Here is a 25,574-nt window from a genome sequence, read left to right as displayed (position 1 = left end):
CCTTTTAGGGGCGTAGTTCAATTGGTAGAGCACCGGTCTCCAAAACCGGGTGTTGGGGGTTCGAGTCCCTCCGCCCCTGCCAGAAAACGATCCTTTGCTTCGGCAAAGGATTTTTTTTTGCCTTTAAAAAAGCAAAAAACCAGTTAACACTAACTGGTCTCTTATTTCTCCCGCCTGTTTTTTCCCCTGATTTCAGCTATTTTGCCTTACCAGAATCGGGAATTTCAGCAGCTGACGGATATGTGCCTGTTGATCGCTGTTCTGCAACCAGACCGCATAGAGGGGACGAACGGCCACCGGAGTATCCGGAATGACCATTAATTCGCTGTAGAGACTCTGCCAGAAGTCGGGCAGAAACGCGCACGCTCCGGTGGTATGCAGCAGTTCGCGGGTGACATGCGCAGAGGTTGTTGTCAGGACCGGCACATCGTCAGCGCCGGAAAGATAACTCTGATGCTGATGAAAGTCTGCTCCCCACTCCAGCTTGATATAGTCGTAATGTTCGCGCTTCTCACTCTGGCGGGCGCAGAACAGCGCCAGCGAGATATGCCCAATCTGCTGACTGGTTAACTCATCCATCTTAGGCGCTTCGGTTGTGATCAACAGATCCAGCTGGCGCTCATGAAGCTGCTTAACCAGCAGATGCCGCTGCGCTACGCGTGCTTCCAGATGCAGGCTCTCGCGGTTCTCGTACAACGTCTGTAGCCATGGCGTCAGATAAGCCTCCCATAGCGAAGCGCTGGCCCCTATGGAGAGCTCATGGTGCTGCTGTGTGTGAGAGACCTCTTTCTTCGCCATCATCCAGGTGCTCATCAGACTCTCAGCGTAAGGGAGTAACCGCTCTCCGGCCGCCGTCAGACGGATGTTGTTGCGATGGCGTGTAAAAAGATTCACACCAAGCTGATTTTCTAACTGACGGATGCGAAAACTGACGGCAGATTGCGTGAGATAAAGGGCTTCTGCAGCACGCCCGAAATGGCGTGTTCTGCTCACTTCCAGGAAAGTTTTCAGTAATTCCGTATCCACAGCCTTCTCCCAAAAAATGTTTGTCGTATAGATTTAAATGTTTTGTTTTACACTCTGTCAAGCCTATCTAATACTCCGCGCCATTAACAGCACGGCATTAGAAAATCAGGAGCGTGTAACATGGCGGAAAGCTTCTCAACAGAGAATCGTTTCTTTGATAACAAACATTACCCGCGTGGTTTCTCACGTCACGGTGACTTTACTATTAAAGAAGCTCAGCTTCTTGAACGCCACGGTTTTGCCTTTAATGAGCTGGATTTATCAAAGCGTGAGCCTGTAACCGAAGAAGAGCGTTTGTTTATTGAAGTATGTCGTGGTGTGCGTGAACCGCAGACGGAAGCAGAACGCGTCTGGTCCAAATACATGACCCGCATTAAGCGTCCCAAGCGTTTCCATACGCTGTCTGGCGGTAAACCGCAGATGGATACCGTTGAAGACTTTAGCGACAGCGACGATTAACAGAAAAGGGGCGAAAGCCCCTTTTTTATTGCAGGCTGTTGTGCAGATGAATCATTAACCGGTCAATCGTCCGGTAACTGACGGCCTCCTGCAGATGAAGTCGGGTAATCTCCCGCTCGCCGGCCAGATCGGCCACCGTGCGCGCCACTTTCAGGATCCGCTGCCAGGCCCGTACAGATAAACCCAGCTTCTCCAGCACAGATTCCAGCCACGCTGCATCCTCTTTAACGGGCTGGCACCAGCGTACGATCTCGGCGTTATTCAGATGGGCATTAATCTTTCCGGCGCGGACAAGTTGCACGTCCCGCGCGGCGATAACCCGTTGACGAACCCGCTCAGAGGCTTCCGCAGCAGGGCGCTGCCCACTGAGCATGCCGCCGGGCAGCAGCGGTATCTCCAGCGAAAGATCAAAGCGATCCAGAAAAGGGCCCGATAGCTTGCTGAGATAACGCAGCACCTGTTGAGGAGAGCAGCGGTTATGCTGTCCCTGATAATGTCCTGTCGGGCTTGGGTTCATCGCCGCAACCAGCTGAAAGCGTGCCGGATAGGTGACTTTAGCGCGGGCGCGTGAAATGGCGATGCAGCCAGACTCCAGCGGTTCGCGCAGAGAATCAAGCACCCTGCGGTCAAATTCCGGCAGTTCATCCAGGAAGAGCACACCATTATGAGCCAGCGAGATCTCGCCGGGACGCGGCAGGGATCCGCCGCCAATCAGGGCGTAAAGCGAGGCGCTGTGATGAGGTGACCTGAATGGCCGGGTACGCCACTGGCGGTGCAGGGCGCTGCTGTTGACCAGGCTGGCAATCGCCGCACACTCCAGCGCTTCCCGATCGCTCAGTGCAGGCATGATACCGGGAAGCCGGGTGGCCAGCATGGTCTTACCGGTGCCGGGAGGCCCAATCAGCAACAGGTTGTGTCCGCCTGCGGCCGTGATCTCCAAAGCTCTGCGCCCCTGTTCCTGACCAATCATATCCGCGAGATCTTCAGACGGCGTGTATTCCTGATGTTCAGGGGCGCGGGCCACGGGCAAAGTGATCGCATCGCGCAAAAAAGCGCATACCTCGCTGAGGTGTGAGGCGACGAGGGATGCGCCCTGACGGATTAACCCGGCATCGTCCTGATTTTCCGCCGAGAGAACCAGTTGTCGTCCTGCCTGAATCGCTACCATTGCTGCCGGAATCGCGCCCTGTACCCCGCACAGCGCACCGTCAAGCGCCAGTTCACCCAGAAACTCATAGTGCGCCAGTTTATCGGCCGGAAGCTGTTCAGAGGCGACCAGAATAGCGATGGCCATCGGCAGGTCATACCGCCCGCCCTCTTTGGGCAGATCTGCCGGGGCAAGATTGATGGTGAGACGCTTTGCCGGGAAGGTGAATCCGCTGTTGATAATGGCGCTACGCACCCGCTCGCGCGCTTCTTTCACAGTGGTTTCAGGCAGCCCTACCAGCGTTAAGGCGGGCAGGCCATTACTGATATGGGCTTCAATGGTCACCAGCGGGGCTTCCACTCCCAACGCTGCCCGGGTCAGAACTTTTGATAATGACATAGTCGCTCCTTATGGCCGTCATTCTGAGCACGACATAACAGGAAAGCGAGGGCAGCATTTTCATGCTTCGGAGCAATGCACAACCTGTCAGCCCTGTTTCAATGCTGTATCAGAACGCTGCGAAGCTGTACGCAAATTCACCAGAATATCATTACGTCACTAAAGTGATGAATAATTATCATCACGTAATTATTTCTTGTATTACAGATTGATAGGTGCGACTCCGCCCGCAGGCACGAAAAAAAAGCTGCAAAAAAAGTTGTATCATTACCCCTGACTATGATAACTCTGTAGGCATTACTTCGAACACGTAAAAGAATTGAACAATACATGAAAGCCCTTCTACAAGTGATTAGCCTGGTCGTGATTAGCGTGGTGGTGGTTATTAACCTACCGTGCGGGGCAACGCTTGGAGAAAGAAAGGCTTAAAAATCAAGCCTCGAATCCGAAAAAACCCCCGCACCGAAAGGTCCGGGGGTTTTTTTTCGAGCCGAGGAAATATCAGCAAATCCACAAGGAACAAACAATGAACAGTAGCATAAAATTCTGTTGTTCCGGTCAGGACACAGGAGAATAGCGATGACAGGTGCACAGTGGGTAGTTCAGGCTTTACGCGCGCAGGGTGTGAATACCGTATTTGGTTACCCGGGCGGCGCAATCATGCCGGTATACGACGCGCTCTATGATGGCGGCGTGGAACACCTTCTGTGTCGTCATGAGCAGGGCGCGGTGATGGCGGCGATTGGTTATGCGCGCTCTACCGGCAAAACCGGCGTCTGCATCGCGACATCGGGTCCTGGCGCGACCAACCTGATCACGGGTCTGGCGGATGCGATGATGGATTCCGTCCCGGTTGTGGCGATAACGGGGCAGGTCAACTCTGCCTTCATCGGCACTGATGCATTTCAGGAGATCGATGTGCTCGGCCTTTCGCTGGCCTGCACTAAACATAGCTTCCTGGTAGAGTCGCTGGATGAGCTGCCCGCCATCATGGCCGAGGCGTTTGCGCTGGCACAGTCGGGTCGCCCGGGTCCGGTACTGGTTGATATCCCGAAAGATATTCAGGTTGCACAGGGTGAACCTGCTCCGCATCTGGTGTCGGTTGAAGAGGACAACACTCTGCCACATCAGGCGATCCACGAGGCACGAGCCCTGATGGCGCAGGCTAAAAAACCGATGCTGTATATCGGCGGCGGCGTGGGTCTGGCGCAGGCTGTGCCGGCACTGCGTGCGCTGGCAGAAGAGACCGGTATTCCGGCCGTCGCAACCTTAAAGGGGCTGGGCAGCGTGGATCCTCACAGCGAGGTTTATCTCGGTATGCTGGGGATGCACGGTACCAAAGCCGCCAACTTCGCCGTACAGGCGTGTGACCTGCTGATTGCAGTCGGTGCCCGTTTCGATGACCGTGTGACCGGCAAGCTGGACACCTTTGCCCCGGACGCCAGCGTCATTCATCTCGACATCGATCCGGCAGAATTAAACAAACTGCGTCGCGCGCATGTCTCACTGCAGGGCGATCTTAACGATCTGCTGCCCGCGCTGAGTCAGCCGCTGCAAATCGACGCCTGGCGTGACGAAGTGAAGGCGATGAAAGCCAGCCACGCCTGGCGCTATGACCATCCGGGCGAGGCGATCTATGCCCCGCTGCTGCTGAAGCAGCTCTCGGATCGCAAATCCGCCGATGCCGTAGTGACCACCGATGTTGGACAGCACCAGATGTGGACCGCGCAGCACATGGCTTTCAGCGCACCTGAGAACTTCATCACCTCCAGCGGTTTAGGCACCATGGGCTTTGGCTTACCCGCCGCCATCGGCGCTCAGGTGGCCCGCCCGGAAGACACCGTCATCTGCGTTTCAGGTGACGGCTCCATTATGATGAATATTCAGGAGCTGGGCACCATCAAGCGTGGCAGGCTGCCAGTGAAGATCCTGCTGCTGGATAACCAGCGTCTGGGCATGGTGCGCCAGTGGCAGCAGCTCTTTTTCGACGGTCGCTATAGCGAAACCAATCTCTCTGACAACCCCGACTTCCTCACGCTGGCCAGTGCGTTTGATATTCCCGGCCAGCGTATTACCCGTAAAGATCAGGTCGACGCCGCCCTTGATGCTCTGCTGAACAGCGAAGGTCCTTACTTCCTGCATGTTGCAATTGATGAGCATGAAAACGTCTGGCCACTGGTACCGCCGGGTGCCAGCAATGCAAACATGATGGAGAAAACCGTATGAACCAGCATCAATTGTCTATCGAAGCCCGATTCCGTCCTGAAATATTGGAGCGCATTCTGCGTGTCGTGCGTCATCGCGGTTTTCAGGTCTGTTCCATGAACATGGCCTCCGTCGCCAATGCAGAAAATATTAATATTGAAATGACCGTTGCCAGCCAGCGTTCCGTCGATTTACTGTCTTCGCAGTTAAGCAAATTGATCGACGTCGCATGCGTTCAGATTCAACAACAGACAACACAACAAATTCGCGCGTAGCCGCGAGAGGGAATAACAATGAGCACGAAGAAAGCAGACTTTATTTGGTTCAATGGCGAGATGGTTAAGTGGGAAGAGGCGAAGGTCAGCGTTATGTCCCACGCGTTGCACTACGGTACGTCGGTATTTGAAGGCGTGCGCTGCTACGACTCTCACAAAGGACCGGTTGTGTTCCGTCATCGTGAACACATGCAACGTCTGCACGACTCCGCCAAAATCTACCGTTTCCCGATTAAAAGCAGCGTTGATGAGCTGATGGAAGCGTGCCGCGAAGTCATCCGCGTAAACAAACTGAAAAGTGCTTATATCCGTCCGCTGGCCTTTGTCGGCGATGTAGGCCTGGGCGTAAACCCGCCAGACGGTTTCACCACCGATGTGATTATCGCCGCATTCCCGTGGGGCGCATACCTGGGCGCTGAAGCCCTGGAGAACGGAATTGATGCGATGGTCTCCTCATGGAACCGCGTTGCGCCAAATACTCTGCCGACCGCCGCGAAAGCGGGCGGAAACTATCTCTCCTCACTGCTGGTGGGCAGCGAAGCCCGTCGTCACGGCTATCAGGAAGGGATCGCGCTGGATACCAATGGTCTGATTTCAGAAGGCGCAGGCGAAAACCTGTTTGAAGTCAAAGATGGCGTGCTCTTTACCCCGCCATTTACCTCTTCGGCACTGCCGGGCATCACCCGCGATGCGATCATCACGCTGGCGCGTGATATGGGTATCGAAGTGCGCGAACAGACGCTGTCGCGTGAATCTCTCTACCTGGCCGACGAAGTCTTCATGTCCGGTACTGCAGCAGAAATCACCCCTGTGCGCAGCGTGGACCGTATTCAGGTCGGCGAAGGCAAATGCGGCCCGGTCACCAAACGCATTCAGCAGGCATTCTTTGGCCTGTTCACCGGCGAGACCGAAGACAAATGGGGCTGGCTGGACCCGGTTAACGCGTAACCAGACCTTGCGCGGATATCGCTGGATGTCCGCGAACTTATTTTCACTGGAGTAAAGAGCATGCCTAAGTACCGTTCCGCTACCACCACCCACGGCCGCAACATGGCGGGTGCCCGTGCCCTCTGGCGCGCAACAGGAATGACCGACGACGATTTCGGCAAACCGATTATCGCCGTCGTCAACTCCTTCACCCAGTTTGTGCCGGGCCACGTCCATCTGCGCGATCTGGGTAAGCTGGTTGCTGAGCAGATTGAAGCGGCAGGTGGCGTAGCCAAAGAGTTCAACACGATCGCGGTGGATGACGGTATTGCCATGGGCCATGGCGGCATGCTCTATTCCCTGCCTTCGCGTGAGCTGATCGCTGACTCTGTCGAGTACATGGTCAACGCACACTGTGCCGATGCCATGGTCTGCATCTCGAACTGCGACAAGATCACGCCGGGAATGCTGATGGCGTCACTGCGCCTGAACATCCCGGTGATCTTCGTCTCCGGCGGCCCGATGGAGGCCGGTAAAACCAAACTGTCCGACCAGATCATCAAACTGGATCTGGTGGATGCGATGATTCAGGGGGCGAACCCCAACGTCAGCGATGCCGACAGCGAGCAGATCGAACGCTCTGCCTGTCCGACCTGCGGCTCCTGCTCTGGTATGTTCACCGCTAACTCCATGAACTGCCTGACCGAAGCTCTCGGCCTGTCGCAGCCGGGCAACGGCTCGCTGCTGGCCACCCACGCCGACCGTAAAGAGCTGTTCATCAATGCCGGTAAGCGTATCGTCAGCCTGACCAAACGTTACTACGAGCAGGATGACGAAAACGTCCTGCCGCGAAATATCGCCAGTAAGGCGGCGTTTGAAAATGCGATGACGCTGGATATCGCGATGGGCGGCTCCACCAATACCGTCCTGCACCTGCTGGCGGCGGCGCAGGAGGGCGATATCGACTTCAACATCTCTGACATCGACCGCCTGTCACGCAAAGTGCCTCAGCTCTGTAAAGTGGCACCCAGCACCCCGAAATACCACATGGAAGATGTGCACCGTGCGGGTGGCGTCTATGCGATTCTCGGCGAGCTGGATCGCGCTGGCCTGTTTGACAGCAGCGCCCGCAACATCCTGCAGCAGACCATGCGTGAAACGCTGGATCAGTACGACATCATGCTGACTCAGGATCAGGCGGTAAAAGATATGTTCCGCGCGGGCCCTGCCGGTATCCGTACCACCCAGGCGTTCTCGCAGAGCTGCCGCTGGGATACGCTTGATGACGATCGTGCTGAAGGCTGCATCCGCACCCGCGAAAACGCTTATTCGCAGGATGGCGGTCTGGCCGTGCTCTACGGCAACATTGCGGAAGATGGCTGCATCGTGAAAACCGCAGGCGTAGATAAAGAGATCCTCACCTTTACCGGCCCGGCCAAAGTCTATGAAAGCCAGGATGACGCGGTAGAAGCGATTCTGGGCGGCAAAGTGGTGGCGGGCGACGTGGTCGTTATCCGCTACGAAGGGCCAAAAGGGGGGCCGGGTATGCAGGAGATGCTCTATCCGACTACCTACCTGAAATCGATGGGCCTGGGCAAAAGCTGTGCCCTGATCACCGACGGTCGCTTCTCGGGTGGCACGTCCGGCCTCTCAATCGGTCACGCCTCGCCGGAAGCGGCCAACGGCGGCACCATTGCGCTGGTCAAGGATGGTGACACCATCGAGATCGATATCCCTAATCGCGGCATTAAACTCGCCGTGCCGGACAACGAACTGCACGCCCGTCGTGAAGAGCAGCAGGCGCGTGGCGATGCGGCCTATACGCCGGTCAATCGTCAGCGTGAAGTCTCCTTTGCGCTGCGTGCTTACGCATCACTCGCGACCAGCGCCGACAAAGGTGCGGTCCGCGATAAGAGCAAGCTGGGAGGCTAACCGTGGCCGAGTCTCAACCGCTACCCGACGCGCCAGGCGGCGCGGAGTATTTGCGCGCAGTACTGCGTTCACCGGTGTATGAAGTGGCACAGGTGACGCCGCTGCAGGTTATGGAAAAAATCTCATCGCGTCTCGGCAACACCATTCTGGTGAAGCGGGAAGATCGTCAGCCGGTGCACAGCTTCAAGCTGCGCGGGGCTTACGCGATGATTGCCGGCCTCAATGAAGAGCAGAAAGCGCGCGGCGTGGTAACGGCGTCAGCCGGAAATCACGCGCAGGGCGTGGCGCTCTCAGCCACGAAACTGGGCATCAAATCACTGATTGTGATGCCGCTGGCAACCGCAGACATCAAGGTTGATGCGGTACGCGCATTTGGCGGTGAGGCTTTCCTGTTCGGGGCCAACTTTGACGAGGCGAAAGCCAAAGCGATTGAACTCTCTGAACAGCGCGGCTATACCTTCGTTCCGCCGTTTGACCATCCGGCCGTCATTGCCGGGCAGGGCACGCTGGGCATGGAGCTGCTGCAGCAGGATGCGCACCTTGACCGGGTCTTTGTCCCGGTGGGCGGCGGTGGCCTGGCGGCCGGCGTTGCGGTGCTGATCAAGCAGCTGATGCCGCAGATCAAAGTGATCGCGGTGGAGTCAGAGGACTCCGCCTGTCTGAAAGCGGCGCTGGAGGCGGGTCATCCGGTCGACCTGCCGCGCGTCGGGCTGTTTGCTGAGGGCGTTGCGGTTAAACGGATTGGCAGCGAAACCTTCCGGCTCTGTCAGGCTTACATCGACGAAGTCATCACGGTCGACAGCGATGCGATCTGTGCGGCCATGAAAGATCTGTTTGAAGATGTTCGTGCTGTGGCGGAGCCGTCGGGTGCGCTGGCGCTGGCGGGCATGAAAAAGTATATCCAGCAGCATGAGATCAAAGGCGAGCGGCTGGCGCATGTGTTATCCGGTGCCAACGTCAATTTCCACGGGCTGCGTTACGTCTCTGAGCGCTGCGAGCTGGGCGAACAGCGTGAAGCACTGCTGGCCGTCACCATTCCGGAACAGCAGGGCAGTTTCCTGCGTTTCTGCCAGACGCTGGGCGGACGGTCTATCACTGAGTTCAACTATCGCTACGCCGATGCGGACAAAGCCTGCATCTTTGTGGGTGTGCGACTGACCCGGGGTATGGAAGAGCGCAGCGAAATCATCGGCGAGCTGACCCGTGGCGGTTATCAGGTGGTCGATCTCTCCGATGATGAGATGGCGAAACTGCATGTGCGCTACATGGTCGGCGGCCGTCCGACCAAACCGCTGCGTGAACGGCTTTTCAGTTTTGAATTCCCGGAAGCGCCGGGCGCGTTGCTGAAGTTCCTGCAGACGCTCGGCACCCACTGGAATATCTCGCTGTTCCACTACCGCAGCCACGGCACCGATTATGGCCGGGTGCTGGCCGCGTTTGAACTTGGCAGCGATGAGCCACGGTTTGAAGAGCACCTCACCGATCTGGGTTACGACTTTCACGACGAAAGCCAGAACCCGGCATTCCGCTTCTTCCTGTCAGGCAGCTGATTACAGCTGGCTCCAGAACGCACTGATAAGCGGCTCACCGAGCCGCTTTTTTTGTACGCAGATGCCCAGCTCAAACGGCGCGACAGACTCCACATTCTCCAGCATCAGCACGCGGTTACGCACCGGTTCCGGGCTGTTTTCCAGCACCACATCTGGCAGTAGCGCAATGCCGCAGCCCAGCGCTACCATCGAGACAATCGCTTCATGCCCCGACACCGTGGCGTAAATTAACGGATTCGGGATGCGATGACGGCGGAACCAGAGGTCGATACGCCGCCGCGCCGGGCCCTGCACGGGCAGGATAAAGGGAATTTTTGACCAGTCGGGCTGTGGCTGCGTGGCCTGGGTGCGCACGGCGCAGGGCAGAGCGGGCGCGATCAGCACCAGCGGAATCAGCCCCAGGGGCATAAAATCGATGCTGGCGGGCAGGGTTTCAGGGCGACCCGCTATCGCTAAATCGGCATCGCCGGAGTGCACTTTTTCCACCGCATCTGCGGCATCGCCGGTATCCAGTTTGATCTCGACCTGCGGATGTTCCGCACGAAAGCGGTCGAGGATAGGCGGCAGATGGCTGTAGGCCGCCGTCACCGAGCAGAACAGGCGCAGCTCGCCGCTCAGCGACGGGCCATTCAGATCCATCACATGGCGCAGCTGCTGATACTGCAACAGCGTCTGCTGGGCAAACTGGCGCAGGCGTTCACCCGCCTCCGTCAGCGTCACGGTGCGGTTATCGCGCAGGAACAGCGCATGACCGACATCCTCCTCCAGCCGCTGAATCTGGCGCGACAACGTGGAGGGGCTGACATGCATCGCCCGCGCGCTGCGCCCGAAGTGGCAGCTTTCTGCCAGATGAAGAAACAGTTTCAGATCCCGTAAATCCATGCGCGCGTCGCCTCTGAGTGGTGTTGCATTTATTGCAATGTGACGTTGTTAATATATCAATTTAAGCAACAGAATTCCTGTCATATGATGGGGTCATTCGCGGCGTTGCATGACACGCCGTTCCTGAACAAAAAAAGCAAACACAACCTTACCGGAGTTCCCATGGCTAACTATTTCAACACATTGAATCTGCGCAACCAGTTAGCGCAATTAGGTAAATGCCGCTTCATGGCTCGCGACGAATTTGCAGACGGTGCCAGTTTCCTGAAAGGCAAAAAAGTCGTTATCGTTGGCTGTGGCGCACAGGGCCTGAACCAGGGTCTGAACATGCGCGATTCCGGTCTGGATGTTGCCTATGCACTGCGTGCTGAAGCGATTGCGGAAAAACGTCCTTCCTGGCGTAAAGCGACCGATAACGGTTTCAAAGTGGGCACCTACGAAGATCTGATCCCGCAGGCGGACCTGGTGGTCAACCTGACGCCGGACAAGCAGCACTCTGCTGTGGTTCAGGCTGTTCAGCCGCTGATGAAAGATGGTGCTGCACTGGGCTACTCTCACGGCTTCAACATCGTCGAAGTGGGCGAAAGCATCCGTAAAGATATCACCGTCGTCATGGTGGCACCGAAGTGCCCGGGTACGGAAGTCCGTGAAGAGTATAAGCGTGGCTTCGGCGTGCCGACCCTGATCGCGGTTCACCCGGAAAACGATCCAAAAGGCGAAGGCATGGCGATTGCCAAAGCCTGGGCTGCTGCGACCGGTGGCGACCGCGCTGGCGTACTGGAATCTTCGTTTGTTGCCGAAGTGAAATCTGACCTGATGGGCGAGCAGACCATCCTGTGCGGCATGTTGCAGGCCGGTTCACTGCTCTGCTTCGACAAGCTGGTGGCGGAAGGCACCGACCCGGCTTACGCAGAGAAACTGATCCAGTTCGGCTGGGAAACCATCACCGAGTCGCTGAAGTTTGGTGGCATCACCCTGATGATGGATCGCCTCTCTAACCCGGCGAAACTGCGCGCCTATGCGCTGTCAGAGCAGCTGAAAACCATCATGGCGCCGCTGTTCCAGAAGCACATGGATGACATCATCTCCGGCGAATTCTCCTCCGGCATGATGGCAGACTGGGCCAACGATGATAAAAAACTGCTGACCTGGCGTGAAGAGACCGGCCAGACCGCGTTCGAAACGGCCTCTCAGTACGAAGGCAAAATCGAAGAGCAGGAGTACTACGACAAAGGCGTGGTGATGGTTGCGATGGTTAAAGCGGGCGTTGAGCTGGCGTTTGAAACCATGGTTGACGCAGGCATCATCGAAGAGTCAGCTTACTATGAGTCGCTGCATGAGCTGCCGCTGATCGCAAACACCATTGCCCGTAAACGCCTGTATGAGATGAACGTGGTGATCTCCGACACCGCTGAATATGGTAACTACCTGTTCTCCTTCGCGGCGGTGCCGCTGCTGAAAGAGTTCATGACCACGCTGCAGCCTGGCGATCTGGGTAAAGCGATTGAAGGCACACAGGTCGACAACGCGCAGCTGCGTGACGTCAACGAAGCCGTTCGTCAGCATCCGATTGAAACCGTGGGCCGCAAGCTGCGTGGCTACATGACCGATATGAAGCGTATCGCTGTCGCGGGCTAATCACCGGCAACACCCTTTTCAGCAAAACAGACCCCGGCTTGCCGGGGTTTTTTTATTTGTAAACAGTACCTGACCGTGCCTGCCAGGGGAGTACGGTCAGTCCGGAAAGGCGCTTAAGCCACTCCCTGTCCACCCGGCTCGCGCGATTACGCCCCTCATCCCTGAGCGGCGGGCCAACGCGTTGCGTTGTTCAGCAACGCTTCCTGCGCCTCTCGCCCGATCGCCGGGCGATGTTCAGAGCGGATGCCGTTCCCGTACTCCCCGCTCCGCCGTGTTCATCTGATCACCCGGGCGCTGCGCGAAACCCATAAAAAAACCCGGCGGCTGCCGGGTTTCGCTGACCTTCATCCCGCGGGATTACACGTCATACAGCGTCTGATGACGCGTCTCTTTACAGGCGAGCAGTGCAATCAGCGTCAGCACCGCCATCGACGCCAGATAGAATCCCACTGCCTGCAGGCCATAGTGCGCATTCAGCCAGGTCGCGATATAAGGCGCTACCGAGGCACCCAGAATGGAGGAGAGGTTATAGGAGAACGAAGCACCGGTGTAACGCACTTCCGTCGGGAACAGCTCCGGCAGCAGCGCGCCCATCGGGCCAAACGTCAGGCCCATAATACTCAGCCCCAGCAGCAGGAACACCATTACCAGCGCCTGTGAACCGGAACCGAGCATCGCCGGGAACAGGAACGAAAACGCGATAATCATCAGCGTAATGGTGATCATGGTCTTGCGACGACCAAAGCGATCCGCCAGCAGCCCGGCAATCGGCACCATCACCCCAAAGCCAATCACCGCCAGCATCAGCATCCACAGCATACTGTTACGCGGTATACCCAGACCGGCAGGTGCGGGTGTGGTCCCGTAGCTCATTGAGTAGACAGTCATGATGTAGAACAGCGTATAGGTCGCCAGCATAATAAAGGTGCCGAGAATAGTGGCGGTCAGATGCTGACGCAGCAGCGCGGCAATCGGCACCCGGACCTGCTTCTTCTCTTTCTGCACTTTGGCGAACACCGGACTCTCATGCAGCGACACGCGCACATAGAGGCCAATCAGCACCAGCACGGCGGAGAGGATAAAGGGCACGCGCCAGCCCCACTGCATAAACTGCTCGTCGGTCAGCAGCCAGGAGAGCAGCAGAAAGGTCCCGTTTGCGAAGAAAAAGCCAATCGGCGCACCCAGCTGAGGGAAGGAGCCATAAAGCGCACGCTTCTTCGCGGGCGCATTCTCGGTAGCCAGCAGCGCCGCACCGCCCCATTCACCGCCCAGCCCCAGCCCCTGACCGAAACGCGCCAGCGCCAGCAGCAGTGGCGCCATCACGCCGATGGTTTCATAGCCCGGCAGCAGGCCAATCACCACGGTAGAGATCCCCATGGTCAGCAGCGATGCCACCAGCGTGGCCTTGCGCCCTACGCGATCACCGAAGTGGCCGAACACCGCCGAGCCAATCGGACGCGCCACAAAGGCGATAGCGAACGTAGCCAGCGACTGGAGCGTAGCGACCGTGGCATCCCCTTGCGGGAAGAAAATGTGCGGGAAAACAATGACCGCAGCCGTGGCGTAAATGTAAAAGTCGAAGAATTCGATGGCCGTTCCGACCAGCGACGCAATCACCACTTTACTGCGTGAGTTAACGGGTGTGGGGTCCTGCTGTTTGTCGAGTGTGTCTGTGAGGGAGGCTTGCATAACTGTTTCTTATTTGTAAATACAGACAAAGAATCTTACGCATCTGCCAGGGTGCATTCAATGATGAAAACCCGCGCCACGTCTGGCTTCAGCGGGCAAAAAGAGGATAATTTCTGTGGTGCGACGAATGCCGGGCGATACCGGGGAAAACCGGGTGATATCTGGCGGGATACTCTGAGAAAGGGCTAAATAAAAGTGATCCCTCAGCTATTCATCCTGTTATCTGATTAAAAAGTAGCTGAGGGGAGACATTTTCCGCTGTTGTTAACCGATTACGATGCTTTCTGTTTTGCGCTGCCCGCCTGAGGCATCTGCGGATCGTCTTTATATTTAGCCGTGGCGATCCAGGCGGCACAGAAGAGCGTCAGACGGGCGAAGAAGTAGAAAAACGCCATCAGGCCCAGCACTGAACCAAATGCCGCCCCTGAAGGCGAGGTCGCCAGCTTCGGCAGCGTCAGCGTCATCACAAACTTAATCACCTCAAAACCGATGGCTGCCAGCAGGGTGCCGCGAAACAGCGCCTTCCTGCGCGGCTTATGACGCGGCAGTATCCAGAAAATCCAGAGGAACAGAAGGTAGTTAGCCATGACGGAAATCGAGGTGGCGATAATGGTCAGGGCAGGCCGCAGCCAGTCGATGCCATCCAGCCCCAGTGCGCTCACGATGGTCGCCTGCGCAGAGCCAGCCACCGAGGTCAGCGACAGCGTAATCACCAGCGCCAGCATCAGGCCGGTCAGCGACAGAAAGTCGCGGATATAGCGTTTCCAGATCTTCTCTTTGTCATCCGGCTGCCGCTCCCAGACGTCGCGCGACTGCGCGCGAATCGCTTCACGCAGATTCCCCATCCAGTTCAGACCGGAGTAGAGCGCCAGCAGCAAACCGGTAATCCCCACCGTGGCGCGCTGCTGAATCGCAGTGTTCACCGTATTCTTCAGCGTGGTGGCCAGCGTCGGGTCGCTGATGCTGCTGACGATTTTGTTGATGATATCGGTCAGCAGATCCTGATTCGATGCCAGCACAAAACCTACGGCTGCGAACGACACCATCAGGATCGGGATCAGCGATAAAAAAGAGAAATAGGTAATGGCCGCGCCAAACTGGCTGCCGAGCCGGTCGTTGAAGCGATCGAGAGCACGGATAAAGTGCGCCACGGCCGGAATAGACTGAAACCAGCTGACGAAACGCGACACGCGAACGATCGATTTATCCACGGTGTGATTACCGGTTTTGAAGTCGATAAGCGGCTTTTCCGGCGACGTTTCCTGTGGGTTTTCCTGCTTGTCTGTCATAGACCTTCACTGTCCTGTTTATCATTAAAATCAAAGTATAGCCGCTCAGGTGACGTACTCCTGTAACACCTGACTCAGCCACTCCATAAAAACCCGTACGCGACGCGCCACATTGCGCCGGTGCGGATAGAGCAGATGAATCGGCATGGGCCGGGCGGGGAAGCGATGCAGCACCTCCACCAGCTCACCGCTCTCCAGTAATGGCTGAATCCCGGCGGCGGGCACCTGAATAATCCCCAGACCGGCCAGGCAGGCGGCGCGATAGGTCTCCGTACTGTTCACGGTCACTACGCCACCGGTGTGAACATAGTGGCACTGGCGGCCATCATAATATTCAAAACCGGGCGAGGCCTGGCCGAGCTGCTGACTGTAGTGCACCATCGCATGCTGCGACAGCTCTTCCAGCCGGGTCGGCATACCGAAACGCGAAAGGTAGCCAGGGCTGGCGCAGTTGATCAAGGTATGGGTACCAATTTTTCGCGCAATCAGCCCGGAGTCTTTGAGTTCGCCGACCCGAATCACGCAGTCAAAACCTTCCCGGATCACATCCACCTGGCGGTCGCTGCTGCTCAGCTCAATCTCAATGCCGGGGTAGTGCTGCAAAAACTCAGGCAGCCGCGGCAGGATAAAACCGGTCGCCATCGCCACCGACATATCCACCCGAAGCTTGCCGCTGAGCGAGGCGGGCTCATGCTGGAACAGGCTGTCCATATCATCAATCATCGACAGCAGGTCGAGGCAGCGATCGTAATAGACCAGCCCATCCTGCGTGAGTTGCACCCGGCGTGTAGTGCGATGCAGCAAACGTGTTGCCATTTGGTTCTCCAGCGCCTGGATCTGGCGTGACACGCTGCCTTTGGGGATGCCCAGACTTTCCGCTGCACGGGTAAAACTGCCCATTTCGGCCACCCGCACAAACACCTGCATTGCGTGAATTTTGTCCATGTTGTTCACCGATTGTTGTTTTTATTGAAACAGTGATGCGCGCTTAACCCTGTTTATAGATCAGCGACGGATGAATATCCTTAAATCGTGTTCAATTTTTCAACAGGTATGAGAGATGAATCAAAAAGTCGCATTAATTACCGGTGCAAACCGTGGCTTAGGCCGTAATGGCGCGTTAAAACTGGCCGCCAGAGGCACCGATATCATTCTGACCTACCGCAGCCACGCGGATGAAGCGCAGGCGGTGGTGAGAGATATTGAGGCGCTGGGCAGGCGTGCGGTCGCGCTGGCGCTGGATGTCGGCGAAATCGGGCAGTTCGATCGCTTTGCCGGCAAGGTGAAAACGGTGCTGCAACAGCAGTGGCAGCGTCACACCTTTGACTATTTAGTGAACAATGCCGGACATGGACACTATAAACCCTTTACCGACACCACCGAGGCTGAATTTGATGCGCTGATGAATGTCCATTTCAGGGGGCCTTACTTCCTGACGCAGAAACTCCTGCCGCTGATCGCTGACGGAGGACGCATCCTGAATATCTCCAGCGGGCTGACCCGGCTGGTCTATCCTGGCTCTGCCACCTATGCGTCGATGAAAGGGGCAATGGAGGTGCTGACGCGCTATCAGGCCAAAGAGCTGGGCGAACGGCGCATCCGGGTCAATATCCTGGCACCGGGGGCGATAGAGACCGATTTCGGCGGTGGCCGGGTTCGTGACACCCGCGAGATCAACGAGCAGATCGCCGGGCTGACGGCGCTGGGCCGCGTTGGCCTGCCGGATGATATCGGCGACGCCATTAGTGCGATCCTCAGTGACGAAACCGGCTGGATCACCGCGCAGCGTATCGAAGCGTCAGGCGGGCAGGGAATTTAACGGCGGGCGGCGTCACGCAGACCCCTTTGCGGACGCCGCCATGTTTTACAGCGTGATCGTGCCGTCAATAACGGTCAGACTATGGCCGCCGATCCAGATCGTCTCCCCGGCAAAGGTCACGCTCACCCGGCCGGCACGCTGCAGCGCCGTGCCCTGACGAACGCGATACGGCGTCGTCTGCCCCGTCATCGCCAGGTAGCGTGCCAGACAGGCGTTGGCGCTGCCGGTCACCGGATCTTCGGTCAGGCTGCCATGCTCGACCAGCAGCCCCCGCACTTCATATTGCTCAGACTCGCCCGCGGGCAGACGTCCAAAGGGCATCACACCCGAAACGCCCGCCTGGTGAATCAGCTGCTGAAGATCGCTGACGCCGGGCTGCAGTGCCAGAACGGCTTCGGCGCTGACCATCGGTACCAGCAGCCAGCGAATGCCCATATCCACCACGGTCGGGCTTTGCGTCAGATCGAACGCATCACTGTTTAATGCCCTGCCCAGCAGCGCATCCTGCCAGGGCATCAGGGTCGCGGCCGGGGCCGCAAACGCCAGTTCGCCCGATTCGTTACTCTTTACCGTCACGTTACCGACACCGCACTCCTGCACGATGACCCCCGGCGTCCGGGTCGGCCAGCCCGCCTCCAGCAGGGCGTGCGCCGTGCCCAGCGTCGGATGTCCGGCAAAAGGCAGCTCACCTTCCACGGTAAAAATACGCACCCGGTAGTCCGCTTCTTCGTGCTGCGGCGGCAGGACAAAGGTGGTTTCCGACAGATTTGTCCAGCGGGCGATCGCTGCCAGCTGGCTGTCGCTTAGCCCCTGCGCATCCATAATCACCGCCAGCGGATTGCCGTTAAAGGCAGATGAGGTAAACACATCGACTTGCTTAAACGCGACCTGCATGGTGACTCCTTGCTCTGGGTTCAGTGTGGCCTTTTCTCTGCCGGAAGATTGCTTATCACCGCCAACAGCGTTATCAATAAGTTAAAGGTTTTGTCGGAGACTGTGAATGCTAACGATCCTGGGACGCGCCTCCTCAATCAACGTGCGCAAACTGTTATGGCTGTGTGACGAGCTGGATCTGGATTATGAGCGCGAAGAGTGGGGCGATGGTTTCCGCTCCACGCACCTGCCGGAATTCATGGCGCTGAATCCGAATGCGATGGTGCCGGTCCTGAAGGATGATGATTTCGTGATGTGGGAGTCCAATGCCATCCTGCGCTATCTGGCGAATGCCTATGGCGGCGAGTGGCTCTATTCTCTTCATCCGCAGACTCGCGCGCCTGTTGATCAGTGGATGGACTGGCAATCCACCGAACTCAACACCTCCTGGCGCTACGCCTTTATGTCGCTGGTGCGAAACTCTCCGGCTCATCAGGACCCGCGTCTGCTGGCCGCCGCCTGCAAAGGCTGGGCGCATACCATGAACATTCTCAACCAGCAGCTGGAAAAAACCGGGCGCTATGTGGCCGGACGAAATTTCACTCTGGCGGATATTCCCATCGGCCTGGCGGTCAACCGCTGGTTTGAGACCCCGCTCGACCACCCCGACTATCCGGCGGTGCGCACCTATTATGAACGCCTGACTGAACGCCGCGGCTATACCGTCTGGGGGCGCAACGGCACGCCCTGATCCCCGCCGGCTGGCAGTCCCGCCAGCTCACAGGCGATCTCGCCCGCGCGCTTAATCGCCTGGGTGTAACGTTCGTCGAACGGATAGCAGCAGGAGAGGCGCAGCGCATGGTTATAGCGCTCGCTCAGGGAGTAGAGCGCGCCGGGCGTGACGCAAATCTTCTCCTGCAGCAGCCGGTCAAACATCCCGGTGGTATTCACACTACCCGGCAGCTCAACCCAGAAAACGAAGCCGCCGCGCGGCAGCGTCGCGCGGGTGCCCGCCGGAAAATAGCGGGCGATCAATCCGCGTGCCTCATCCAGATTAGCCGCGTAGCGGCGACGCAGGGTGCGCAGATGGTGGTCGTAACCGCCGGAGGCCAGAAACTCTGCCAGGGTTTCCGAGAGCAGGGCGGATTCGGCCATCGACGACACCGCTTTCAGGCGGGCGATCGCATCATGAAAGCGGCCTGCGGCAGTCCAGCCAACGCGAAAATCGGGCGCGACGGTTTTGGTAAAGCTGGTGCAGTAAATGACCCAGCCATCGCGATCGAACGCTTTAACGGGCGGCGAGAGCGGCCAGTCGAACTGCAGTTCGTCATACAGCCCATCTTCAATCAGCGGGACGTTGTAAGTATTCACTAACTTCGCGAGTCGCTTCTTATTCTCCAGCGACAGGCCGCAGCCCAGCGGATTCTGCACGCCTGGCATGGCAATCAGCGCCTGGATGCGCTGCTCCTGAAGCAGCATCTCCAGCGCGTCCAGCGACAGCCCCTGCTGCGGGTCGGTGGGGATTTCCAGCGCCCGGAGGCCCAGCGAGGCCAGCAGGGGAAACAGGAAGAAGTAGGTGGGTGACTCCAGCCCGACGCAGTCACCCGGCTGGGTCACCGCCCGCAGGGCCAGCTGCAGCGCCTCCATACAGCCGTGGGTCAGGGTGATCTCATCGGCTGTCAGGGTCTGCCCGGCGTGCAGTGCCCGTCGGGCGATCTCCTCCCGTAAGCGCTCACTACCGGGCGGAAGCGCATAGCGTCCAATGATGCCGGGCTGGCGACGCAGCAATGAGGCGGTAATCCGGGCGAGGCGCGCAGCAGGAAAGAGTTCGCTGTCCTGCGGACAGGCCAGGGAGATGTTGATGTAGTCAGGATGATTCTGGGCCGCAAAGACCTTATCGATCAGGTCGAGCTTGCCGCTGCCGGGATCGCGCACCCGGGTTTTGTGTTCGCCATGCCGGATCACGGCGGGCAGGACCCCGCGCACGTAATAGCCCGACTGCGGCCGCGCCTCAATCAGCCCGCGATCTTCCAGCATCTGCCAGGCATTCAGCACCGTATTGACGCTCACCTGATGGGACTGGGCCACGCGCCGGATCGCGGGCAGGCGTCTGCCGGGTTTCAGCGTGCCCTGATGAATGGCCCCGGCGAAGCTCTCGGCAAGCTGCTGATAAAGGGGCCGATCGGATGGGGGAACAAGGGACACAGTCGCCTCCGGATGTGATGGGTACAATTGTGATTAACAGGAACTGTAACCATAACAATAGTGATTTTGTGTCACTGTTACCATCTCTTTTCCCGCCGTAGCATAAGGCTCTGTCTGTTTTTCAGGAGCGCCATAATGCTTGATCCCTCTTTCTTCAGTTACGTCACCGTGATGTCTATTACGCCAGGTCCGAACAATCTGCTGCTGGCGACCTCCGGCGTCAATTTTGGTATGCGGCGAACCCTGCCGATGGTCTTCGGCATTTTAGTCGGTTGCGCACTTCAGACGCTGATTGCCGGGATGGCGCTGGAGCTGCTGCTGCAGGGGATGGCGGCGGTTCGCCTGCCGCTGACGCTGGCAGGCTGCACCTATCTGTTGTGGCTCTCCTGGAAAATTTTTCGCGCCGTGGCACCCGAAGTGCGAAACCGGCCGCAGCCGATGACGCTGGTGGGCGGTGCCTGTTTCCAGGCGATCAACCCCAAGGCCTGGCTGATGGCGACCAACGTCGCACTGCTCTACAGCGCCAGCAGTGGGGTGCTGACGGTGATGGCTGGCTTTATGCTGCTGAATCTGCCCTGCATCCTGATCTGGGCTGCGCTGGGCGATCGCCTGCGCAGCCATCTGCAGATTGCCTGGAAGCGTCAGCTCTTCAACAGCCTGATGGCCCTGTCGCTGGTGGCGACCACCATCTGGATGCTGACCGACGCGTTGCTGGCCGCTTAATCGGGCGCACCCGGCGCAGTGGCCGACGGCCATTTCCAGTTCTGCACCTCCGGCAGATCTTCGCCATGTTCACGGACATAGCGATGATGTTCAGCCAGCCGCTGTTGTAAATTCTCCAGCAGTTCCGGATGGGCCTCAGCCAGCCCCGGTACGCGCAGAATCGCCTCCTGCGCCAGATGATAGCGATCCAGCTCGTTCAGCACTGTCATATCAAACGGCGTAGTGGTCGTGCCCTCTTCGTTAAAGCCGCGCACATGGAAGTTGCGGTGATTGGTGCGCGAGTAGGTCAGGCGATGTATCAGCGCCGGATAGCCGTGGAAGGCAAAGATCACCGGTTTATCCCGGGTAAAGAGCGCGTCAAATGCCTCATCCGATTTGCCGTGCGGATGCTGGTCCTGCGGCTGCAGCGCCAGCAGATCAACCACGTTGACCACGCGGATGCGTAGTTCAGGCAGCATCCCGCGCAGCAGATCGACCGCCGCCAGCGTCTCCATCGTCGGCACATCACCGGCGCAGGCCATCACCACGTCCGGCTCTGTATTATCCGGCGTGGTGCCCGCCCAGCGCCATTCGCCCATGCCCGCTTCGCAATGGGTCACCGCGCTGCTCATATCCAGCCACTGCGGCGCAGGCTGCTTGCCCGCCACGATCACGTTGATGCGGTCCCAGGTGCGCAGGCTGTGGTCGCCCACCCACAACAGCGTGTTGGCATCGGGCGGCAGATAGATGCGCACGATGTCCGCTTTCTTGTTGGCAACGTGATCCATAAAGCCCGGATCCTGATGGCTGTAGCCGTTATGGTCCTGCCGCCAGACGTGGGAGGAGAGCAGATAGTTAAGCGACGAGATGGGCTTACGCCAGCCCAGCTTACGCGACACCTTCAGCCATTTGGCGTGCTGGTTAAACATCGAATCGACAATGTGGATAAAGGCTTCATAACAGTTGAACAGCCCGTGGCGGCCGGTCAGCAGATAGCCCTCCAGCCAGCCCTGACACTGATGCTCGCTGAGGATTTCCATGACCCGACCATCGCGCGCCAGCTGTTCATCATAAGGCTCGGTGCGTTCCAGCCAGGTGCGGCTGGTCACATCGAAGACCGGCGTCAGACGGTTAGAGGCCGTTTCATCGGGTCCGAACAGGCGGAAATTATCGCGGTTACGTTCGAACAGTGCGCTGAGATAGCGCCCCAGATGTTCCGTGGCCTGCGCCATCTGCGCGCCAGGTTCGCTGACCTCGCAGGCGAATGTTGCGATCGCTGGCGTATCCAGCTCACGGCGCAGCAGGCCGCCGTTGGCATAAGGTGATGCCCCCATCCGCCTGTCGCCCTCGGGTGCCAGCGCCTGCAGCTCCGGCCTGAGCCGACCCTGTTCATCAAACAGATCGTCGGGCTGGTAGCTGCGCATCCAGTTCTCAAGGATCTGGCGATGCCCTTCATCTTCACGGCAGGCCGCGACCGGCACCTGATGGGCCCGCCAGAAATCTTCCACCTTTTTGCCGTCGACCGTTTTGGGGCCGGTCCAGCCTTTGGGACTGCGCAGGATGATCATCGGCCAGCGCGGCACCTCGGCGCTGGCCTTACCGCTGCGCGCCTCACGCTGATAAGCGGCGATTTTCGCCAGCGCCCGATCCAGGGTCTCCGCCATCAGCGGATGCATTTTTTCCGGTTCATGTCCGCAGACGAACAGCGGCTCATAGCCGTAACCACTGAACAGCTGGTGCAGATCCTCGTCGCTGCTGCGGCCCAGCAGCGTCGGGTTGGCAATCTTATAGCCATTAAGATGCAGAATCGGCAGCACCGCACCGTCACGTTCAGGATTGAGGAATTTGATGCCGTGCCAGCTGGAGGCCAGCGGCCCGGTTTCCGCCTCGCCGTCGCCGATCACGCATGGCACGATCAGGTCGGGATGGTCGAAGGCCGCCCCGAAAGCATGGGAGAGCGAATAGCCCAGCTCACCGCCTTCGTTGATCGAGCCGGGTGTTTCCGGTGCCGCGTGGCTGGGGATGCCGCCGGGAAAAGAGAACTGCTTAAACAGGCGCTGCATGCCCGCCGCATCCTGTGAAACCTGCGGATAGATCTCGCTGTAGCTGCCCTCCAGCCAGGTATTGGCCACCATACCGGGTCCGCCGTGTCCCGGTCCGCAGAGGTAGATCATAGCCAGGTCGTGTTTACGGATCGCGCGATTGAGATGGGCGTAGATAAAATTCAGCCCTGGCGTGGTGCCCCAGTGGCCCAGCAGGCGCGGTTTGATGTGCTCCGGTCTGAGCGGCTCGCGTAACAGCGGGTTATCCATCAGGTAGATCTGTCCGACGGAGAGATAGTTCGCCGCCCGCCAGTAGCGGTCGAGCAGCGTAAATTCCGATGACGCAGGGGAGTAAGACATGCCGTTTCCTCTTGAGCGTTCAGCTAAAAGATGCCTTAACCCTAATAGAGAATAGTCAGGACGACCAGGCAACCGGCCAATAAAAAAGGCCCCGCAGTGCGGAGCCTTTTTCTGGATGGCGCTGAATTACTTGCCGACCACGAACGCGGTTTCCCGTCCTTCGTCGTTGGCCGCCATCGGGGTAACCGGCGAATAGTCGAGCTGCAGAATACGGCTGGTTTCGGCTAACACTTTCTCGGTCAGTGCCACGTCGCCGTTGAGTTTGCGTCCCCAGGAGGGGATCACGGCACGGATCTTATTCTGCCATTCCGGCGTCTTCATCTGCTCAGGACAGACCTTATGCAGCAGCTCCAGCATGATCGGTGCCGCCGTAGAGGCGCCGGGTGAGGCACCCAGCAGGGCGGAGATGGTGCCATCCTGTGAGGCGACAACTTCGGTGCCCAGGCGCAATACCGCGCCCTCTTTCTCATCTTTTTTGATGATCTGCACACGCTGACCGGCCGTGACGAGGCGCCAGTCCTCCTGCTTCGCCTGCGGCACATAGGCGCGCAGGGCGTCCATCCGGTCGCGATCGCTCTGCAGCACCTGATCCATCAGGTATTTCACCAGATCAAAACTTTTCAGGCCCACTTTCACCATCGGCAGCATATTGCTGCTGTTCAGCGAGGTGAACATATCCATCAGCGAACCCTGCTTCAGGAATTTGGTCGAGAAGGTGGCAAACGGGCCAAACAGCAGCACCTGCTTGCCATCCAGTACGCGGGTATCGACGTGCGGCACGGACATCGGTGGCGCACCGACGCTGGCTTTGCCGTAGACCTTGGCCATGTGCTGTGCCACAACCTGCGGATTCTCGGTAACGAGGAAGGAACCTCCCACCGGGAAACCGGCGTAGCCGTGGGCTTCCGGGATACCGGCCTTCTGCAGCAGCGGTAACGCCGCGCCGCCTGCGCCGATAAAGATTTTGCCTGCGGTCAGCGTACGACGTGTGCCGCTGTTCAGACACTGCAGGGTCACCTGCCAGCGCCCGTCGGCGAGCTGCTTCAGCTCACGCACTTCCTGACGCAGGCGTAGCCGGAAGTTCGCTTTCTTCTCTAAGGCGGCGATCAGCTGACGGGTGATTTCACCGAAGTTGACGTCGGTGCCCATCTCCGTCCAGGTCGCGGCCACTTTCTGGTTGCGATCGCGCCCATTCATCACCAGCGGGATCCAGCGGGCAATCTGCTGCGGATCTTCAGAGTAAGCCATACCGCGGAACAGGGTGCTTTTCTGCAGCGCCTTATAGCGCTTGCGCAGGAAATCGACGTTGTCGTCGCCCCAGACAAAGCTCATATGTGGCGTGCTGTGAATGAAACTTTTCGGGTTGCGCAGATTGCCTTTCTGAACCTGCCAGGCCCAGAACTGACGGGAAATCTGGAACGATTCGTTAATCGTCACCGCTTTGGAGATGTCGATGCTGCCATCCGCCTGCTGAGGCGTATAGTTCAGCTCGGCCAGCGCCGCATGACCGGTCCCGGCGTTATTCCAGCCGTTGGATGACTCTTCGGCCACGCTATCCAGCCGCTCCACCATTTCGATGGACCAGTCCGGTTCTAAATCCTGCAGCCATGCGCCAAGAGTAGCGCTCATCACACCTGCGCCAATCAGCAGCACGTCAACGTCTTTGCGCTCCTGCGCGGTAGTGGTGTCCTTTGCCATGGCACTCATCGCGAGCGCAAGGTTTACAGCTGAATTGCACATGAGGCGACATCTCCTCTTCTGTTGACCTGAAGCCCAACAGTTTCGCAGACGAAATAGTCACGCTTCTGACGAGCGCGTTGCGCTATTTCTCAAAGGTTAAGTCTCAGGTATAGGTTAAAGCGGTGATAACGCGTTAACTGCACGTTATGCTTTGTCATCTGAATATAACATTCTCGCATCTGAATTAAACATTTGTTTATTTTTTAAATGCAGAAATGATTCAGCATAAGAATTAATCATCACGCGCAATGGTGTATTAGCGATTTTTTATCGTTAAGTCAGTAGGTTAACTGAAAAGCTATGTTGCGGAAAAGCCCCATGCTGGTGCAACGCCTGTATGCGTGCTAACCGTGCGGAATTATTTAATTCGCTGAAATTTAGCGATTTATTATGCAAAAAGGAATAACGGGAATAG

General features: G+C 58.0%; 21 protein-coding genes and 1 tRNA gene. 12 read left to right on the top strand and 10 right to left on the bottom strand.

The window, feature by feature from the left end:
* Positions 1-6 precede the first annotated feature (6 nt).
* Positions 7-82: transfer RNA gene (locus ACNY69_RS19150), tRNA-Trp, on the top strand.
* 110 nt (positions 83-192) lie between these two features.
* On the opposite strand, the gene hdfR is transcribed toward ACNY69_RS19150, so the two are convergent.
* Positions 193-1,026 (bottom strand): HTH-type transcriptional regulator HdfR, encoded by an 834-nt coding sequence (gene hdfR / locus ACNY69_RS19145; protein WP_111141092.1) that lies wholly within the window; start codon positions 1,024-1,026, stop codon positions 193-195.
* A gap of 120 nt (positions 1,027-1,146) precedes the next feature.
* Here hdfR and ACNY69_RS19140 point away from each other — a divergent pair, with 120 nt between their 5' ends.
* Positions 1,147-1,485, top strand: coding sequence for a MaoP family protein (locus tag ACNY69_RS19140; RefSeq protein WP_111141094.1), 339 nt, complete (start codon positions 1,147-1,149; stop codon positions 1,483-1,485).
* A 25-nt stretch (positions 1,486-1,510) separates the two neighbouring features.
* Here the strand turns inward: ACNY69_RS19140 and ACNY69_RS19135 are convergent, their stop codons facing one another.
* Positions 1,511-3,031, bottom strand: coding sequence for a YifB family Mg chelatase-like AAA ATPase (locus tag ACNY69_RS19135; RefSeq protein ID WP_418799584.1), 1,521 nt, complete (start codon positions 3,029-3,031; stop codon positions 1,511-1,513).
* A gap of 330 nt (positions 3,032-3,361) precedes the next feature.
* On the opposite strand from ACNY69_RS19135, the gene ilvL reads away from it, so the two are divergent.
* The 6 genes from ilvL to ilvA all read left to right on the top strand — a co-directional run bounded on the left by ilvL (position 3,362) and on the right by ilvA (position 9,920).
* A complete protein-coding gene (ilvL, locus tag ACNY69_RS19130; RefSeq protein ID WP_072101316.1) occupies positions 3,362-3,460 on the top strand; it encodes an ilv operon leader peptide in 99 nt (32 codons plus the stop codon).
* A gap of 150 nt (positions 3,461-3,610) precedes the next feature.
* Positions 3,611-5,257, top strand: a complete 1,647-nt coding sequence (gene ilvG / locus ACNY69_RS19125) for an acetolactate synthase 2 catalytic subunit (protein WP_418799581.1) — start codon at positions 3,611-3,613, stop codon at positions 5,255-5,257.
* Complete coding sequence (gene ilvM / locus ACNY69_RS19120; protein WP_008926359.1) at positions 5,254-5,511, top strand: acetolactate synthase 2 small subunit; 258 nt, start codon at positions 5,254-5,256, stop codon at positions 5,509-5,511. Before ilvG ends, ilvM begins: the two co-directional genes overlap by 4 nt.
* Before the next feature lie 18 nt (positions 5,512-5,529).
* Positions 5,530-6,459: a branched-chain amino acid transaminase gene (locus ACNY69_RS19115; protein ID WP_111141100.1), complete on the top strand. Its 930-nt coding sequence runs from the start codon at positions 5,530-5,532 to the stop codon at positions 6,457-6,459.
* A 60-nt stretch (positions 6,460-6,519) separates the two neighbouring features.
* Positions 6,520-8,370 (top strand): dihydroxy-acid dehydratase, encoded by a 1,851-nt coding sequence (gene ilvD / locus ACNY69_RS19110; protein WP_111141101.1) that lies wholly within the window; start codon positions 6,520-6,522, stop codon positions 8,368-8,370.
* A 2-nt stretch (positions 8,371-8,372) separates the two neighbouring features.
* Positions 8,373-9,920 (top strand): threonine ammonia-lyase, biosynthetic, encoded by a 1,548-nt coding sequence (ilvA, locus tag ACNY69_RS19105; protein ID WP_111141103.1) that lies wholly within the window; start codon positions 8,373-8,375, stop codon positions 9,918-9,920.
* On the opposite strand, the gene ilvY is transcribed toward ilvA, so the two are convergent.
* Positions 9,921-10,802 carry an HTH-type transcriptional activator IlvY gene (gene ilvY, locus ACNY69_RS19100; protein ID WP_111141105.1) on the bottom strand — a complete coding sequence of 294 codons (882 nt, stop codon included), beginning with the start codon at positions 10,800-10,802 and terminating at the stop codon, positions 9,921-9,923.
* Between the two features lie 162 nt (positions 10,803-10,964).
* Here ilvY and ilvC point away from each other — a divergent pair, with 162 nt between their 5' ends.
* Positions 10,965-12,440, top strand: coding sequence for a ketol-acid reductoisomerase (gene ilvC / locus ACNY69_RS19095; RefSeq protein ID WP_111141107.1), 1,476 nt, complete (start codon positions 10,965-10,967; stop codon positions 12,438-12,440).
* 357 nt (positions 12,441-12,797) lie between these two features.
* On the opposite strand, the gene ACNY69_RS19090 is transcribed toward ilvC, so the two are convergent.
* From ACNY69_RS19090 to ACNY69_RS19080, 3 genes are all read right to left on the bottom strand, one after another.
* Complete coding sequence (locus ACNY69_RS19090; protein ID WP_111141109.1) at positions 12,798-14,129, bottom strand: MFS transporter; 1,332 nt, start codon at positions 14,127-14,129, stop codon at positions 12,798-12,800.
* 272 nt (positions 14,130-14,401) lie between these two features.
* Entirely contained in the window at positions 14,402-15,418 is a 1,017-nt protein-coding gene (gene yhjD / locus ACNY69_RS19085) for an inner membrane protein YhjD (protein ID WP_111141111.1), read from the bottom strand.
* Positions 15,419-15,463: 45 nt separating this feature from the next.
* Positions 15,464-16,363, bottom strand: a complete 900-nt coding sequence (locus tag ACNY69_RS19080) for a LysR family transcriptional regulator (RefSeq protein ID WP_111141113.1) — start codon at positions 16,361-16,363, stop codon at positions 15,464-15,466.
* 115 nt (positions 16,364-16,478) lie between these two features.
* Here ACNY69_RS19080 and ACNY69_RS19075 point away from each other — a divergent pair, with 115 nt between their 5' ends.
* Positions 16,479-17,237 (top strand): SDR family NAD(P)-dependent oxidoreductase, encoded by a 759-nt coding sequence (locus ACNY69_RS19075; RefSeq protein ID WP_418799574.1) that lies wholly within the window; start codon positions 16,479-16,481, stop codon positions 17,235-17,237.
* A gap of 45 nt (positions 17,238-17,282) precedes the next feature.
* Here the strand turns inward: ACNY69_RS19075 and ACNY69_RS19070 are convergent, their stop codons facing one another.
* Positions 17,283-18,131 (bottom strand): PhzF family phenazine biosynthesis protein, encoded by an 849-nt coding sequence (locus ACNY69_RS19070; protein WP_111141117.1) that lies wholly within the window; start codon positions 18,129-18,131, stop codon positions 17,283-17,285.
* 106 nt (positions 18,132-18,237) lie between these two features.
* Here ACNY69_RS19070 and ACNY69_RS19065 point away from each other — a divergent pair, with 106 nt between their 5' ends.
* Positions 18,238-18,861 carry a glutathione S-transferase family protein gene (locus ACNY69_RS19065; RefSeq protein ID WP_111141119.1) on the top strand — a complete coding sequence of 208 codons (624 nt, stop codon included), beginning with the start codon at positions 18,238-18,240 and terminating at the stop codon, positions 18,859-18,861.
* On the opposite strand, the gene ACNY69_RS19060 is transcribed toward ACNY69_RS19065, so the two are convergent.
* Positions 18,828-20,315, bottom strand: coding sequence for an aminotransferase-like domain-containing protein (locus ACNY69_RS19060; protein ID WP_111141120.1), 1,488 nt, complete (start codon positions 20,313-20,315; stop codon positions 18,828-18,830). The genes ACNY69_RS19065 and ACNY69_RS19060 overlap by 34 nt on opposite strands.
* 135 nt (positions 20,316-20,450) lie before the next feature.
* Here ACNY69_RS19060 and ACNY69_RS19055 point away from each other — a divergent pair, with 135 nt between their 5' ends.
* Positions 20,451-21,038 carry a LysE family translocator gene (locus tag ACNY69_RS19055; RefSeq protein WP_418799570.1) on the top strand — a complete coding sequence of 196 codons (588 nt, stop codon included), beginning with the start codon at positions 20,451-20,453 and terminating at the stop codon, positions 21,036-21,038.
* On the opposite strand, the gene ACNY69_RS19050 is transcribed toward ACNY69_RS19055, so the two are convergent.
* Positions 21,035-23,419: a phosphoketolase family protein gene (locus tag ACNY69_RS19050; RefSeq protein ID WP_418799568.1), complete on the bottom strand. Its 2,385-nt coding sequence runs from the start codon at positions 23,417-23,419 to the stop codon at positions 21,035-21,037. The two genes, ACNY69_RS19055 and ACNY69_RS19050, sit on opposite strands and share 4 nt — an antisense overlap.
* A gap of 126 nt (positions 23,420-23,545) precedes the next feature.
* Positions 23,546-25,159: a malate dehydrogenase (quinone) gene (gene mqo, locus ACNY69_RS19045; protein ID WP_111141126.1), complete on the bottom strand. Its 1,614-nt coding sequence runs from the start codon at positions 25,157-25,159 to the stop codon at positions 23,546-23,548.
* Positions 25,160-25,574 lie beyond the last annotated feature (415 nt).

Source organism: Pantoea graminicola (genome assembly GCF_048452665.1).
Classification (GTDB): domain Bacteria; phylum Pseudomonadota; class Gammaproteobacteria; order Enterobacterales; family Enterobacteriaceae; genus Pantoea.
Note: the sequence above shows the minus strand (reverse complement) of the source record. Positions and strands in the feature narration are given on the sequence as shown.